Here is a 14640-nt window from a genome sequence, read left to right on the forward strand (position 1 = left end):
TCAGCGGTTCGGGGTGATGACGAATTCGACCCGGCGGTTCTTGGCGCGGCCATCGGCGGTCAGGTTCGAGGCGATCGGCTGATCCTCGCCCCGGCCGACGGTGACGATGCGCGAGGACGGCACACCCGCCGCGATCAGCACCTGCGCCACCGAAGAGGCACGGCGCTGCGACAGCCGCTGGTTGTAGTCGGCCGCGCCGGTGTTGTCGGTATGGCCGACGATCTGCACCGTGGTGTTCGGATAGCGGTTCAGGCTGCCCGCCAGCGTGTTCAGGTCGCGCTGCAGATCGGCGCGGACCACGTCGCTGTCGACGGCGAACAGCACATCCTGCGGCATGGTCACGACAAGCTGCGAGCCGGTGTTGACGACCGTGGCGCCGCTGGTGGTCAGATCGCGCGACAGCTCCCGCGCCTGATTGTCGAGCGCCGAGCCGATCGCGCCGCCGGCCAGACCGCCGACGATGGCGCCCGCCGCCGCCTTGGTGATCCGCTCGTCACCGCCGCTGGTCGCGCCAAGGACGCCACCCAGCATCGCGCCCACGACAGCGCCGGAATTGCGCTTGGCGTTCGGATCGGCGGGATCATAACTCGTCCCGTCGGCGCAGGCGCTCAGAACCATCAGACCGGCGGTCGCAACAAGGAAGGGAATGCTTTTCTTCATGACTCTGCTCTCGTCAAAGGACCCGCGCTGCGGGATATCCGCACCTTTCTACCCGAAAAGCCCCGCGCATATCCATCCATACCATGGTGCGAGCAGAAAATTGCCCATCACTTCGCCGGGATATTCCCCTGTCCCTGCGTCACCGGACCGATCAGCAAGCGCCGTTCGACGCAGCCCGCTTCGTGGCGGGCCGCTTCGCGCGCCAGCATCGCGCGCTTGACGCCCAGACCCCAGTGATAACCGCCAAGGCCGCCCGACTTGCGCAGGGCGCGATGGCAGGGGATCAGGTAGCTGACCGGATTGCGGCCGATGGCCGTGCCGACCGCGCGCACCGCCGCCGGATGGCCGATTTCCGCGGCGATGCGGGAATAGGTCGTGACCTCGCCCGAGGGGATGGCCAGCAGCGCCTCCCACACCTTGATCTGGAAGGGCGCGCCGATCAGGGTCAGGGGCGCCTCGCCCTGCCCGGTGAAGACCGCCTCGACCCAGGGGCGGATCTCTTCCGGCGCCTCGGCGAAGGTCGCGCGGGGCCAGCGGGCGGCCATGTCGGCGAAGGCCGCGTCAAAGCCGGTTTCGGCGTCGAAGGCGATGCCGCACAGCCCGCGATCCGTAGCAAAGGCGATCGCGCCGCCGAAGGGCGTGTCGAACCGGCCCCAGCGGATCCGCAGCCCCGCCGCGCCGGCGGCGAATTCGCCGGGCGTCATCGCCTCCCACCGCAGGATCAGGTCGTGCAGCCGCGACGCACCGGACAACCCCGCCCCCGCCGCCACCTGTTCCAGCGGCAGCCGCGCCGCGAGCATCTCGCGCGCGAAGCCAAGCGCCAGATATTGCTGATAGCGCTTCGGCGACACCCCGACCCAGGCGGAAAACACCCGCTGGAAATGCGCCTCGCTGAAGCCGAGCCGCGCGGCCAGATCGGCAAGCGGCACCTGCGCCGGACGCCCCGCGCGCGCGGCCTCGGCCTGCGCGGCGTCGATCTCGGCCAGCGCCCGGGCAATCACCCGGTAATGATAGGCGTCTTCGGTCTGCATCATCGTCATCGCATCTCTCCTCGCGCCGATCCTAGCAGCACGGCCCCACGCCGCGCGACCCGAAAGCTGCGCTTTCCCGCGTGGCGTGCCTCCTCTTTCTCCTTCATTCTTCCCTAAATATCCCGGGGGAATCCTTGCGGCTGTGCCGCAAGGATGGGGGCAGCGCCCCCTGCCGCGCCATCCACACAAAACCCGCTCTACCCTCTTGCCGCAGGGACAAAGGGCGGGCATAGCTCGGGCATGGCCCGCCAGTTCGAATATGCCCAGATGCAAGACGCCTTCCGCCGGTTTCAGGCCGCGGAGCCCCATCCGAAGGGGGAGCTTGAACATACCAACGCCTTCACCCTGCTGGTCGCGGTGGCGCTGTCGGCGCAGGCCACGGATGCGGGCGTGAACAAGGCCACGCGGTCGCTGTTCCCCATAGCCGACACGCCGGCGAAGATGCTGGCCCTCGGCGAGGAGGGGCTGGTCGAATACGTCAAGACCATCGGCCTCTACCGGCAGAAGGCCAAGAACGTCATCAAGCTGAGCCGGATCCTCGTCGACAAGTTCGGCGGCACGGTGCCCAGTTCGCGCGCCGCGCTGACCTCGCTCCCCGGGGTCGGGCGCAAGACGGCGAATGTCGTGCTGAACATCTGGTTCCACTATCCGGCACAGGCGGTGGACACCCATATCTTCCGCGTCGGCAACCGCACCGGGCTGGCCGTCGGGCGCGACGTGGATGCCGTCGAGCGCGCCATCGAGGACAACGTTCCCGTCGAGTTCCAGCAGAACGCCCACCACTGGCTGATCCTGCACGGCCGCTACATCTGCACCGCGCGCAAGCCCCGCTGCGTCGATTGCCTGATCCGCGACCTGTGCCAATACGAGGAGAAAACCGCGTGAAGACATATCAGGTCGTCGGCATCGGCAATGCCATCGTCGACGTGATCGCCCAGTGCGACGACAGCTTCCTCGACCATATGGGAATCGAGAAGGGCATCATGCAGCTGATCGAGCGCGACCGCGCCGAGACGCTTTATGCCGCGATGAAGGACCGCACGCAGGCACCCGGCGGATCGGTGGGCAACACCATCGCGGGGCTCGGCAACCTCGGGCTGAAGGCCGCCTTCATCGGGCGGGTGCGCGACGATGCGCTCGGCCGGTTCTATGAGGCCGCCCTGCATGGCGAGGGCACGGATTTCCCGAATGTCCCGGTCGCGGGGGCGGATCTGCCCACCTCGCGCTCGATGATCTTCGTCACGCCGGATGGCGAGCGGTCGATGAACACCTATCTGGGCATTTCGGCCGAGGTCTCGACCGGCGATGTCGCGCCCGAGGTGGTGGAGGAAGCCGGGATCCTGTTCCTCGAAGGCTATCTCTTCGACAAGGATCAGGGCAAGGCGGCGTTTCTTGCCGCCGCGCAGGCCTGTCACCGGGGCGGCGGGCGCGCGGGGATCGCGCTGTCCGATCCGTTCTGCGTGAACCGCCACCGCGACGATTTCCGCCGCCTCGTGCGCGAGGACATGGATTACGTCATCGGCAACCAGCACGAATGGGAGGCGCTGTATCAGACCGACCTCGACACCGCGCTGGATCAGGCGGCGGCGGAATGCGGGCTGGTGGTCTGCACACGGTCAGGCGCCGATGTGATCCTGCGCGCCGGAGCGGAGCGGGTCGAGGTGCCGGTCCACCGCGTCACCCCCGTCGATGCGACGGGCGCGGGCGACCAGTTCGCGGCGGGCTTCCTGTATGGCTATGCGACCGGGCGGGATCTGGCGACGGCGGGGCGGATGGGCTGCGTCGCCGCGGCCGAGGTCATCAGCCATTTCGGCGCCCGGCCCGAGGCGGATCTGAAGCTGGCCTTCCGCGAAGCCGGGCTGCTGTAGCGCGGAACGGGGAGGGGATCAGGGGGCCAGCCCCCTCGGCGCAAGCGCCTCACCCCCGGGATATTTATGGAAGAATGAAGGGTAAAGAGCGTCCGGGACATCGATCCGGGCTTCAGACCTGTGCGAGGTCGCCGTCGGGCGCGCGGTCGCCGACCTCGATGCGGCGGCGGGCGAAGACCACCAGCCCCTCGATCGGGGCGCCGCGGTCCATCCGCACCGTGTCGCGGCCGAAGCGCGCGGTGAAGCCCGCCTGATCCAGAAGGCCGCGCAGATAGGTTTCCGAATGGGCGTAGCGGCGGCTGCCTTGCAGGATGAAATCGTCGCCCGGGCAGGCTTCGGTGGTGAAGGCGAAGGTGCCGCCCGGCGCCAGCGCCAGCGCCACCCAGCCGACGACCCGTTCGAGCGCGCCGACATAGGCGAAGACATCCGCCGCCGTGATCAGGTCCCATTGCCGGTCCGCGCCCGCAAGCCGCGCCAGATCGACCTTTTCCAGCCGGTCGTAGATCCCCTTCGCCCCCGCCTCGCGCAGCATTTCGGCGGAAATGTCCCAGCCTTCCAGATTCCCGGCGATGGCGCGCAGTTCCGCCCCCATCAGCCCCGTCCCGCAGCCCAGATCCAGCGCCCGCGCATAGCGCCCCGCCAGCCCCGCGCGCAGCAGTTGCGGCGCGCGATAGCCGAGCGCGCCCACCAGCTTTTCGTCGAAATGACCGGCATATTGGTCGAAGAGCGCCTCGACGAAGGCCGAGGGCATGGTTTCCGCCCAGCGCGGATCGGCGATGAGGTCGAGCCGCAGCCGCGCGCCCAGCACGTCCGAAGGATCGAGCGCCAGCGCCCGTTCATACGCCGCCGCCGCATCGGGCAGGCGGTGCGCCTCGCGGATCTCGCCCAGGCGGAACCAGCCCGCCGTCCAGCCCGGCGCGATGTCGAGCGCCTGAAGATACAGATCGGCCGCGGCGGCGGCATCGCCCGCGGTCAGCAGCGCCTCGGCATAGTCGGCGCGGCGGTCGGCGATCAGATCGCCCGACGAAAAGGACATGGGGGTCATGGGAGGCTCCTGAACGAAAGGGAAGGTTCAGAAAGCGCGGGGCTACGACAGGGGCTGACGCATGATGGACCGGAGGGAAACGATCCGAGTCAGATGGCGCAGCCGGCGGGTTCCGTCAAGGCTCCCGTTGCGGCGCGGCCCGTTCCCACGGAACCGTGAAGGCGCCCATGACCCGGCGCAGGGCGGCGTCGTTGTCTTCCCCGGCGATGCGGGCGGTCAGGCCGCGCTTCGGATCCTCGACCACCTCGGTCACGCGGGCGGCCAGCCCCGCCTGCCGGAAGGCCGCGTCCAGCACGCGGGTGATGGCGCGGCGGCGCAGGTCGGGCTTGAACACCTTGCCCACCGCCGTTTTCGGCAATGAGGGCAGGATTTCCACATGTTTCGGCACCGCCGCCCGTTCCGGGATGCGCCGCACCGCATGGGCGAGCAGCTCGCCCTCGGTCGCGGTGGCGCCATCGAGCAGTTCCACATAGGCGCAGGGCAATTCCCCCGCCACGGCATCCGGCTGGCCGATCGCGCCGACACCCGCCACGGCCGGATGACCGGCCAGCGCCTCTTCGATCTGCGCCGGGTCGATGTTGTGGCCGCCGCGGATGATCAGGTCCTTGATCCGCCCGGTGATCCACAGATAGCCGTCGGCGTCGATCCGCCCCAGATCGCCGGTGCGCAGGAAGGGCTCCTCCGCCGTGCCGGGGGAGGACACGCAGATCTCGCCCACTTCGTCCACGCCGCACAGCCCGCCGCCCTCGCGCGCGATCAGAACCTTGCTGTAGGGCATCGGCAGGCCGACCGAGCCGACCTTCTTCGGCCCGTCCACCGGATTGACGGAGACGAGGCAGGTCGCCTCGGTCAGCCCGTAGCCCTCGGCGATCTCGACCCCGGTGGCGGCGCGGAATCGATTGTAAAGCTCGACCGGCAGGGCCGTCGAGCCGGAAATCACCATGCGGAGCGAGGAGATATCGGCATCCACCGGCCGCGTCATCAGCGCGGCGATGGCCGTCGGCACCGAGATGAGAAAGGACACCCGCCAACGCGCGATCAGTTTCCAGAAGTGGTCGAAGACCCCCTCGCCGCGATAGCCCGCGGGCGTGGGCATCACCACATGCGCGCCGGAATGGATCGCCGACATCAGCACCGGGCAGGCGGCAAAGACATGGAACAGCGGCAGCGGGCACAGGAGCACGTCGGTTTCCCGAAACAGCAGATACCCGCCCAGCCAGCCGTTGTAGATCATGCCGGAATGGCGCAGGCGGGCGAGCTTCGGCACCCCGGTGGTGCCGCCGGTGTGGAAACAGGCGGCGATGCGGTCATGCGGCGGATCGCGGAAGGTCAGCTGACCGGCCGGCATCCGCGCGCATTCGGCGTGGAAATCCAGAATGCGGGCGGTGCGGGGCGGCACTTTCGGGCGCAGGAAGGGCACGATCCAGCGTTTCGGCCCGGTCAGGGACTGGCGCAGGTCGACCTCGATCACATGCGTCACGCCGGGCACCTCGGCCAGCGCGCGGGCGACCTTTTGCGCGATGTCGGTTTTCGGAAAGGCGCGCAGGGTGACCACGACCTTGGCCCCGCTGCCGCGCAGGATCGCCGCGATCTGGCCGGGTTCGAGCAGCGGATTGACCGGATTCACCACCCCCGCCGTCGCCCCCGCCAGCAACACCACGGCGGCCTCAAGACAATTCGGCAGGATGAAGGCGACGGTATCCCCCTCCTCCACGCCAAGCGCGCGAAAGAGGTTCGCCGCCTGCGTGACGCGGGCGTGCAGATCATCCCATGTCAGCGTCAGGGCGGACGCATCGGGCGTGGAAAACATCTGGAACGACAGCGCCGGACGCGCCCCATGCGCCGCCTTCACGCGCGACAGGGCGTCATACAGCGTCACCGCCCGGTCGCGCGCGGCCCAGGGCATTTCCCCCTCGATCCGGTCGCGGTCGGCGGCACTTGCGAATGTCATGCTCATTCTTCCTCCCCGTGCCCTCCCCGACACGGGCTGCCCGGAACGCTCCGGGCAGCAGCATCATGGCGGACCCGCTGCCGGGTCAGCCCTCAAATCAGGCCCAGGATCAGGCCTTGCCGCCCGGAATGCGCAGCACCTGGCCCGGATAGATCTTGTCCGGGTGGGTCAGCATCGGCTTGTTCGCCTCGAAGATCTCCGGATAGCGGCTGGCATCGCCGAGCGTCTTTTTCGCGATGGCCGACAGGGTGTCGCCCTTCACCACGGTATGGAAGACCGCATCCTTGGTGTCGTCGTCCTGCTCGGTCTCGACATGCGAGACGCCGCCGACATTGCCCACCGCGAGGATGATCTTTTCCTTCGTCGCGGCATCGACCGCCTTGCCGGAGACGACGACCTTGTCGCCGTCGACCTTGAGGTCGATCCCGTCGGTGTTCAGGCCGAGGCCCTTCAGCTCGGACTTGAGGACATCTTCCTTGGGAGCCTCGGCGGCTTCGGCCTTGCCTCCGAACAGCGACTTGCCCGCGTCCTTGACGAAATTCCACAAACCCATGTCTCAACTCCTGTGGTTACGGGCCAAAATCAGTGGCCCGGACGCAGGATGCAACAGGCGCAGGGCCGGGAACAGGGGGAAATCGCCGCCCCGGCGGGTTTCTGCATCGACGGGGTCGGAGGGCGCTGCCCCTCGGGCCTTTGGCCCTCACCCCGGGATACTTATGGAAGAATGAAGGGGAAAGTATCAGGCAGCGCCATCTGTGAACTGCAACCGCGCGAGTTCGGCGTAAAGCCCGCCCTGCGCCACCAGTTCCTCATGCGTGCCCTGCGCGACGATGCGGCCGTGGTCGAAGACCACGATCCGGTCGGCGCGCTTCACCGTGGCCAGCCGGTGCGCCACGATCACCGTGGTGCGCCCGGCCGAAAGGCGTTCGACCGCCGCCTGCACCGCGCGCTCCGATGCGGCATCGAGCGCCGATGTCGCCTCGTCGAGCAACAGGATCGGCGCGTCGCGCAGGATGGCGCGGGCAATGGCGATGCGCTGCTTTTGCCCGCCCGACAGCATCACCCCGCGTTCGCCGACGTAAGTGTCATATCCCTCGGGCAGAGCCGACAGGAAATCGTCGGCATGGGCGGCGCGGGCGGCGGCCTCGACCTCGGCATCCGTGGCATCGGGGCGGCCGAAGCGGATGTTTTCCCGCGCCGTCGCGGCAAAGATCACCGGATCCTGCGGCACCAGCGCGAGGACGCGGCGGAAATCCGACCGCGCGAGGCTGCGCAGGTCATGCCCGTCGATCGAAACCGTGCCGGTCTCCGGGTCCCAGAACCGCTGGATCAGTTGCACCACCGTCGTCTTGCCCGCCCCCGAGGGACCGACCAGCGCCACCGTTTCCCCGGGCTGGATGGTCAGGTCGACATGATCGAGCGCCGAGGTATCGGGCCGCGACGGGTAGTGGAAGCTGACATCCTGAAACCGGATCGCGCCCTTTGCGGGCAAGGGCAGCGGCAGGGGATGGGGCGGGTCGAGCACGGTGTCGCGCGTGCCCAGAAGCTCGACCAGACGCTCGGTCGCGCCGGCGGCGCGCTGCAATTCGCCCCAGATCTCGGACAGGGCGCCGACGGATCCGGCCACCATGATCGCGTAGATCACGAACTGCACCAGTTCCCCCACCGTCATCGTGCCTTCGCGCACGTCGCGCGCGCCGACCCACAGGACGCCCACCACCCCGGCGAAGGCGAGGAAGATCACGATCATCGTCATGATCGCCCGGGTGGTGATGCGCTTTTGCGCGGCGTCGAAGCTTTTCTCCGTCACCTCGGCAAAGCTGCGGCGGGTGATCGCCTCATGGGTGAAGGCCTGCACCGTCTGGGCCGACAGCAGCGCCTCGGACGCCGCGCCGGATGAATCGGCGATCCAGTCCTGATTTTCGCGGCTGAGCACGCGCAGCCTCCGGCCCATGACCACGATCGGCACGATCACCACCGGCACCAGAAGCAACACCAGCCCGGTCAGCTTCGCCGCGGTGAACAGCAGCATCACCATGCCGCCGATCAGGATCAGCAGGTTGCGCAGCGCCACCGATACCGAGGAACCGATCACCGACAGGATCAGCGTGGTGTCCGTGGTGATGCGGGAAATGATCTCGCCCGTCAGGATGCGTTCGTAGAAGGCGGGCGACATCGAAATCACCCGGTCGAACACCGCCTTGCGGATATCGGCCACGACCCTTTCGCCAAAGCGCGTCACCAGCCAGTAGCGCGCGCCCGTGCCGATCGCCAGCAGCGCCGCGATGACCAGCGCCGCCTCGAAATACTGGTCCAGAAGCCCGGCGCCCTGCTGGAACCCGTCGACGACGCGGCGCACCGCGATGGGCAGGATCAGGCTGATCGAGGCGGTCAACACCAGCGCCACCAACGCCGCGGCCGCCATCCCGCGATAGGGGCGGATAAAGGGAGCGAGGCCGCGCAGCGCGCCGATGCGTTTCGTTTGCGGACGATCCTCGATCGGGGCTTGGGGTCTGCGGGCCATCGGCGCTCCTGTCTTTTGGTCCCCCGTTTAGGCCCCGGCCCGTCGGACGGCAAGCGCGGATCGGTTTCAGCGCCGGCGGATTCCCGTTGCGCGCCCCCGCGGGCTGCGGCACCTTCATCCCGAAGGAGACCGAGATGATCCGAAACGCCACCCCCGAAGACGCCGAAGCCATCGCCGCGATCTACAACGACGCGGTGCGCAACTCGACCGCGATCTGGAACGATGTCGTCGTCGACATCGCCAACCGGATCGACTGGATCGCGGCGCGCCAGAACGCCGGGCTGCCGGTTCTGGTGCTGGAGGAGGCCGGCACGGTCACGGGATACGCAAGCTACGGCCCCTTCCGCGCCTTCGACGGCTACCGGGAAACGGTCGAGCATTCGGTCTATGTCCGGCAGGACCACCGCGGCGGCGGGCGCGGCCGCGCGCTGATGGAGGCGCTGATCGCGCGCGCCCGCGCCGACAACCGGCACATCATGGTCGCGGCGATCGAGGCAGGCAACGCCCCCTCCATCGCGCTCCACGAAAAGCTCGGCTTCGTGGCGGTCGGAACGATGCCCGAGGTCGGGCAAAAGTTCGGGCGCTGGCTGGACTTGGCGCTACTGCAACTGAAACTCGACGAGCGCGCGCGGCCCTGAAGGGCCACCGCTTCAAAATCCCGCGCGCCCCTCCCTTCGTGTTTCCATAAATATCCCGGGGGTGAGCGCGGAACGCGCGAGGGGGCTGGCCCCCTGCTACCCCTCCGCTCGCGCCGCCAGTTCCAGTTCTGAAATCACTCAGCCCTGCCGGGCAAGGGCGGCGATCAGACGGTTGCGGGCCTCGGGCAGGCGGCGGTCGTGCCCGGCAAGCAGGCGGTCAAGGAAATGCCCCGTCAGCCGCAGGCCCTGGGTGATCTCCTCCCAAGTGGCGCCGCCCTGCCCCAGCAGGCAGGCGGGCAGCGGCAGGAGCTTCGCGGCCCAGTCCCCGGCGCCCGCACGGCTGACCGCCCGGCCGCTGCGGGGGGAGACATAAATCAGATCCTCGCGTCCGCCGGTCACGGCGCAGCGGCTCAGGTCCAGTCCGAAACCGAGTTCCTCAAGCAGCGCCATTTCCCAGCGGAGGTAGTCGAGCGGCCAGCCCTCGATCCCCTCCGCGATCACCGCCAGAAGCGGCTCGGTCATCGCATGCAGGCGCGGATGCGGTTCGCGTTCGGGTAGCGTTACCGTCAGCATGGCGCAGACCGCGCCCAGACCCAGCAGCGCCAACCGGTCCGACAGCGCCCCCGCGCGCGAGCTCAGGGGTTCCACCGTGAAGCTGCCGAGGTGATCTTCGAGCCGCGCCTGCCATTTCACCGCGACGCGGCTGCCGGGCTGCAGGGTGGCGGCCATCCGGCGCGAGGCCCCGCCCCGCACCACACCCGCGTGGCGGCCATGCGCCGCCGTGAAGACCTCGACGATCACCGATGTCTCGCCATGCGGGCGGGCGGAAAGGATCGTGCCCTGATCTTGCCAGTCCATCGTTGCACCGCCGTTGCGGCGGGGGCTGTCTGCCCCCGCACCCCCGAGGATATTTAGGGAAGAATGAAAGGGAAAGTCAGTCCGAAAGGCCCTCTTCATCCAGCAGGGTGCGGCCTTCGCGGGATTCGACCTCGATCACCCAGAGGTCGGGATCGAAGCCGCGCTGCCTGCGGATCGAGGCGTCGATCTCGGCCTCCGGCCCCTGCCTGAGCGCCATCCACCTCTGCGCGCCGGTTTCAAGATCGAAGCTGCGTTCCCACAGCGCCGCCTGCCCGTCGAGCGTCGCGCATTTCACCATCACCGCGCCGGCGTTGGCATCGCCGCGATAGGTGACATAGGCCGGGATATTCGCCAGTTCGAGCCGCTTCAGATAGGCGCGCACCCAGAGGTCGGCGACCAGCCGGGGCTGCATCAGTCGCCGTCCTTGAAGTCGAGCCCCATTTCCGAATAGCGCTCGGCCTCGTCGAGCCAGTTCGGCCGCACCTTGACCACGAGGAACAGATGCACCGGATGACCGAGGAATTCCGCCATCTCGGCGCGGGCGGCGGTGGAGACGGCCTTGATCGTCTCCCCCCCCTTGCCGAGCAGGATGCCCTTGTGGCCCTCGCGCGCGACATAGACGATCTGGTCGATGCGGGTGGAGCCGTCCTTGCGGTCCTCCCACTTCTCGGTCTCGACGGTGAGCTGGTAGGGCAGTTCCTCATGGAGCCGCAGGGTCAGCTTTTCGCGGGTGATTTCCGCCGCGATCTGGCGCATCGGCAGGTCGGCGATCTGGTCCTCGGGGTAGAACCACGGGCCTTCGGGCAGTTCGCCCGCCAGCCATGCGCGCAGGTCGGCGACGCCATAGCCCTTTTCCGCCGAGATCATGAAGGTCTTGGCGAAGGGATAGGCGGCGTTCGCTTCCTCGGCCAGCGCCAGCAGGGTTTCCGCCTTCACCCGGTCGATCTTGTTGATGGCCAGCGCGACGGGATGGGCTTCGCCCCGCTCCTTCAGCGCGGCGATGATCGCCTTGGCGCCTTCGGTCAGGCCGCGATGCGCCTCGATCAGCAGGACGACGATATCGGCGTCGGCGGCCCCGCCCCAAGCGGCGGTGACCATGGCGCGGTCGAGCCGGCGGCGCGGGCGGAAGATGCCGGGCGTGTCGACGAAGACGATCTGCGCCTGCCCCTCCATCGCCACGCCGCGGATGCGGGCGCGCGTCGTCTGCACCTTGTGCGTGACGATCGAGACCTTGGCCCCCACCATCGCGTTCAGCAGCGTGGATTTGCCGGCATTCGGTTCGCCGATCAGCGCGACGAACCCCGCGCGGGTGGGCGTGCCCGCCGTTTCGGGGGGGGTCATGTCGCGTTCTCCAGTCTGGTCAAAAGGGATCGGGCGGCGGCCTGTTCGGCCTGCCGCTTGGCGCCTGCGGTGGCGCGTTCCGCCTCGCCCGAGGCGAGCCGCACCTCGATGGTGAAGATCGGCGCGTGATCCGGGCCGTCGCGCTTCACCGTTTCATAGCCGGGCGGTGGCAGGCCGCGCGCCTGCGCCCATTCCTGAAGCGCGGTCTTGGCGTCGCGGGCGTCTTCCTCGACCTGATCGATCCGCTCACCCCAGAGCCGCAGCACCAGCGCCTTTGCCACCTCGAAGCCGGCATCGACATAGACGGCGGCGATCACCGATTCCATCGCGTCGCCCAGCAGCGCCTCTTTCCGGCGGCCGCCGGACATCATCTCCGACCGGCCGAGCTTGAGCACGTCGCCCAGCCCGATCTGCCGCGCCACATCGGCGCAGGTTTCCTTGCGCACCAGCGCGTTGAACCGCGGCGCAAGCTGCCCTTCGGAGGCGGCGCGATCGGCGAAGAACAACGCCTCGGCCATGGTGAGGCCCAGCACCCGGTCGCCCAGAAACTCCAGCCGCTGGTTGTCGGGCCGGGTGGCCGAACCGATCGAACTGTGCGTCAGCGCCCGAAGCAGAAGCTCGGGCTTCGCGAAGCGATGCCCGAGCCGGTCCATGAACGCCGTGATATCCGCGCCGAGTTTCACGCCACCCCCATCAGTCAACCGCCTTGAAGAACCTGTCCGCGCGCCAGGTCCAGAAATAGAACAGCGACCGGCCCGCCGAAGAGAAGATCACCCGGTCCGCCCGGCCGACCAGATATTCCTTGGGCACGAAGCCAAGCCCGCCCGCCGATTGCGGGAAGCGGCTGTCCTCGGAATCGTCGCGGTTGTCGCCCATGAAGAAATACTGGCCCTCAGGCACGGTGAAGACCGGCGTGTTGTCGACGATCCAGTTGTCCGAGATGTTCAGGATGTCGTGGCTGCGCCCCGGTTCGCCCGGCGCATTGCCCGGCAGCGTCTCGGTCTGGCGGCCCTTCAGGCAGATGCCGCCGAAGCCCACCGGATCGTTGGCGCAGCGCGGCGTCAGCCCCTGCGGGCCCTGCGGCTCCTTGACCTCCTCGAAAGGCGGCCGGTCCTGCAGCTGCACGGGTTCGCCGTTGATGTTCAGCACGCCGTTGATCATCTGGATCCGGTCGCCCGGCAGACCGATCAGCCGCTTGATGAAATCGACGTTCTGGGTCGGATGGCGGAACACCACCACGTCGCCGCGCTCCGGTTCCGACGAGAACAGCCGCCCCTCGATCGGGCAGGGGCTGAAGGTCGGCGAGGAGAACGGGCAGGAATAGCGCGAATAGCCATAGGCCATCTTGTTGACGAACAGGAAATCGCCGACCAGCAGCGTATCCTTCATCGAACCGGAGGGGATCCAGAACGGCTGGAAGAACAGGGTGCGGAACACGCCCGCGATGAGCAGCGCCCAGACGATCGTCTTGATCGTCTCGGTTATGCCGCCTTCGTTTTTCTTCGCCTTCGCTTTCGCCATGATCGCGCCTCTGCCTGGGTCCTGCCTTCCTTGGCGCGCCCGCCCGCGCAAGTCAAGGAAGGGGAACGGCCTCGATCACCACAAAGGCCTGTGCCCAGGGGTGATCGTCGGTCAAGGTGACGTGAACGACGGCCCGGTGTCCTGCAGGCGTCATCGCGGCCAGCCGTTCCGCGGCCCAGCCGGTCAGATGCATGACGGGCTGGCCGGTGGGCAGATTCGTCACCCCCATGTCCTTCCACGAAATCCCCATGCGCAGCCCGGTGCCCAGCGCCTTGGAACACGCCTCCTTCGCGGCCCAGCGCTTGGCATAGGTGCCCGGCGTATCGGCGCGGCGTTCCGCCTTGGCGATTTCGGTGTCGGTGAAGACGCGCTGGCGGAAGCGGTCGCCGAAACGATCGAGCGTCGCCGCGATCCGGTCGATGTTGCACAGGTCCGATCCGATGCCGAGGATCATCACAGCCCCCGCGCCGCATCCATCAGGGCGCGCATCTGCACGATGGCATCCCCAAGCCCCAGAAACACCGATTCCGCGATCAGGAAATGGCCGATGTTGAGTTCGCGGATCTCTGGGATCTCGGCGATGGGGGAAACGGTCTCGAACGTCAGGCCGTGGCCGGCGTGAACCTCAAGCCCGAGGGACGCGGCATAGGCCGCGCCGGCGCGCAGGGCCTCAAGCTCAAGATCGCGTTCGGCGAAACGGCCGGCGTAATGCAGATCGCAGAAATGGCCGGTGTGCAGCTCCACCACCTGCGCGCCGATGGTGCGGGCGGCCTCGATCTGATGCGGGTCGTGGCCGATGAACATCGACACGCGGATGCCGGTTGCCGCCAGCGTGCCGACGTAATCCGTCAGCCGCGCCAGATCGGCGGTGATGTCGAGGCCGCCTTCGGTCGTCACCTCCTCGCGCTTTTCCGGCACGAGGCAGCAGGCGTTCGGCGCGGTGGCGAGCGCGATTGCCTGCATCTCGTCCGTCGGCGCCATCTCGAAATTCAGCGGGATGGCCAGTTCGGCCTTCAGCTCGGCGATATCCGCGTCGCGGATATGGCGGCGGTCTTCGCGCAGATGGGCGGTGATGCCGTCGGCGCCCGCCGCCTCGGCCAGCTTCGCCGCGCGCAAGGGTTCCGGATAGCGGGTGCCGCGCGCGTTGCGCAGCGTCGCCACGTGGTCGATGTTCACCCCAAGGCGGAGCGGTTTCGGCATCGG

Annotated in this window: 15 protein-coding genes and 1 pseudogene; 3 read left to right on the plus strand and 13 right to left on the minus strand. The window is 68.2% G+C overall.

Features of this window, described 5'->3' with window-relative positions; all coding sequences use genetic code 11:
- Both D2T30_RS12790 and D2T30_RS12795 read right to left on the minus strand, forming a co-directional pair.
- Positions 1–660 (minus strand): OmpA family protein, encoded by a 660-nt coding sequence (locus D2T30_RS12790; protein WP_128209177.1) that lies wholly within the window; start codon positions 658–660, stop codon positions 1–3.
- Between the two features lie 107 nt (positions 661–767).
- On the minus strand, positions 768–1691 hold the full coding sequence (locus D2T30_RS12795; protein WP_164884301.1) for a methylated-DNA--[protein]-cysteine S-methyltransferase: 924 nt from the start codon (positions 1689–1691) through the stop codon (positions 768–770).
- Between the two features lie 240 nt (positions 1692–1931).
- Between D2T30_RS12795 and nth the strand changes: the two genes are divergently transcribed.
- Entirely contained in the window at positions 1932–2576 is a 645-nt protein-coding gene (gene nth, locus D2T30_RS12800; RefSeq protein ID WP_128180531.1) for an endonuclease III, read from the plus strand.
- Entirely contained in the window at positions 2573–3559 is a 987-nt protein-coding gene (locus D2T30_RS12805; RefSeq protein WP_128209179.1) for an adenosine kinase, read from the plus strand. Before nth ends, D2T30_RS12805 begins: the two co-directional genes overlap by 4 nt.
- Positions 3560–3671: 112 nt before the next feature.
- Here the strand turns inward: D2T30_RS12805 and D2T30_RS12810 are convergent, their stop codons facing one another.
- From D2T30_RS12810 to D2T30_RS12825, 4 genes are all read right to left on the minus strand, one after another.
- Positions 3672–4604 carry a class I SAM-dependent DNA methyltransferase gene (locus D2T30_RS12810; protein ID WP_128209180.1) on the minus strand — a complete coding sequence of 311 codons (933 nt, stop codon included), beginning with the start codon at positions 4602–4604 and terminating at the stop codon, positions 3672–3674.
- A gap of 115 nt (positions 4605–4719) precedes the next feature.
- The gene (locus D2T30_RS12815) at positions 4720–6561 is read right to left on the minus strand and encodes an acyl-CoA synthetase (RefSeq protein ID WP_128209181.1); all 1842 of its coding nucleotides are present in this window, start codon (positions 6559–6561) and stop codon (positions 4720–4722) included.
- Between the two features lie 103 nt (positions 6562–6664).
- Positions 6665–7108 (minus strand): peptidoglycan-binding protein LysM, encoded by a 444-nt coding sequence (gene lysM, locus D2T30_RS12820; protein ID WP_128180523.1) that lies wholly within the window; start codon positions 7106–7108, stop codon positions 6665–6667.
- Between the two features lie 186 nt (positions 7109–7294).
- Positions 7295–9079, minus strand: a complete 1785-nt coding sequence (locus D2T30_RS12825) for an ABC transporter transmembrane domain-containing protein (protein WP_128209182.1) — start codon at positions 9077–9079, stop codon at positions 7295–7297.
- 134 nt (positions 9080–9213) lie between these two features.
- Here D2T30_RS12825 and D2T30_RS12830 point away from each other — a divergent pair, with 134 nt between their 5' ends.
- Positions 9214–9717: a GNAT family N-acetyltransferase gene (locus D2T30_RS12830; RefSeq protein ID WP_128209183.1), complete on the plus strand. Its 504-nt coding sequence runs from the start codon at positions 9214–9216 to the stop codon at positions 9715–9717.
- A gap of 138 nt (positions 9718–9855) precedes the next feature.
- Here D2T30_RS12830 and recO read toward each other — a convergent pair whose 3' ends face one another.
- The 7 genes and pseudogenes from recO to D2T30_RS12865 form a co-directional block, all read right to left on the minus strand.
- Positions 9856–10575: a DNA repair protein RecO gene (gene recO, locus D2T30_RS12835; RefSeq protein ID WP_128209184.1), complete on the minus strand. Its 720-nt coding sequence runs from the start codon at positions 10573–10575 to the stop codon at positions 9856–9858.
- A 76-nt stretch (positions 10576–10651) separates the two neighbouring features.
- Positions 10652–10987 (minus strand): DUF1491 family protein, encoded by a 336-nt coding sequence (locus D2T30_RS12840; RefSeq protein WP_128209185.1) that lies wholly within the window; start codon positions 10985–10987, stop codon positions 10652–10654.
- Positions 10987–11916: a GTPase Era gene (gene era, locus D2T30_RS12845; protein ID WP_128209186.1), complete on the minus strand. Its 930-nt coding sequence runs from the start codon at positions 11914–11916 to the stop codon at positions 10987–10989. The genes D2T30_RS12840 and era overlap by 1 nt, the downstream gene beginning before the upstream one ends.
- Positions 11912–12599: pseudogene (gene rnc / locus D2T30_RS12850) on the minus strand (ribonuclease III); the annotation flags it as partial. The gene era and the pseudogene rnc, both read right to left, overlap by 5 nt.
- A 10-nt stretch (positions 12600–12609) precedes the next feature.
- The gene (lepB, locus tag D2T30_RS12855; RefSeq protein WP_128180509.1) at positions 12610–13437 is read right to left on the minus strand and encodes a signal peptidase I; all 828 of its coding nucleotides are present in this window, start codon (positions 13435–13437) and stop codon (positions 12610–12612) included.
- 52 nt (positions 13438–13489) lie between these two features.
- Positions 13490–13891 (minus strand): holo-ACP synthase, encoded by a 402-nt coding sequence (gene acpS / locus D2T30_RS12860; RefSeq protein WP_128180507.1) that lies wholly within the window; start codon positions 13889–13891, stop codon positions 13490–13492.
- A complete protein-coding gene (locus tag D2T30_RS12865; protein ID WP_128209187.1) occupies positions 13891–14637 on the minus strand; it encodes a pyridoxine 5'-phosphate synthase in 747 nt (248 codons plus the stop codon). Before D2T30_RS12865 ends, acpS begins: the two co-directional genes overlap by 1 nt.
- Between the last annotated feature and the right edge of the window lie 3 nt (positions 14638–14640).

Source organism: Paenirhodobacter populi (genome assembly GCF_004022215.1).
GTDB classification, from domain to species: domain Bacteria; phylum Pseudomonadota; class Alphaproteobacteria; order Rhodobacterales; family Rhodobacteraceae; genus Rhodobacter; species Rhodobacter populi.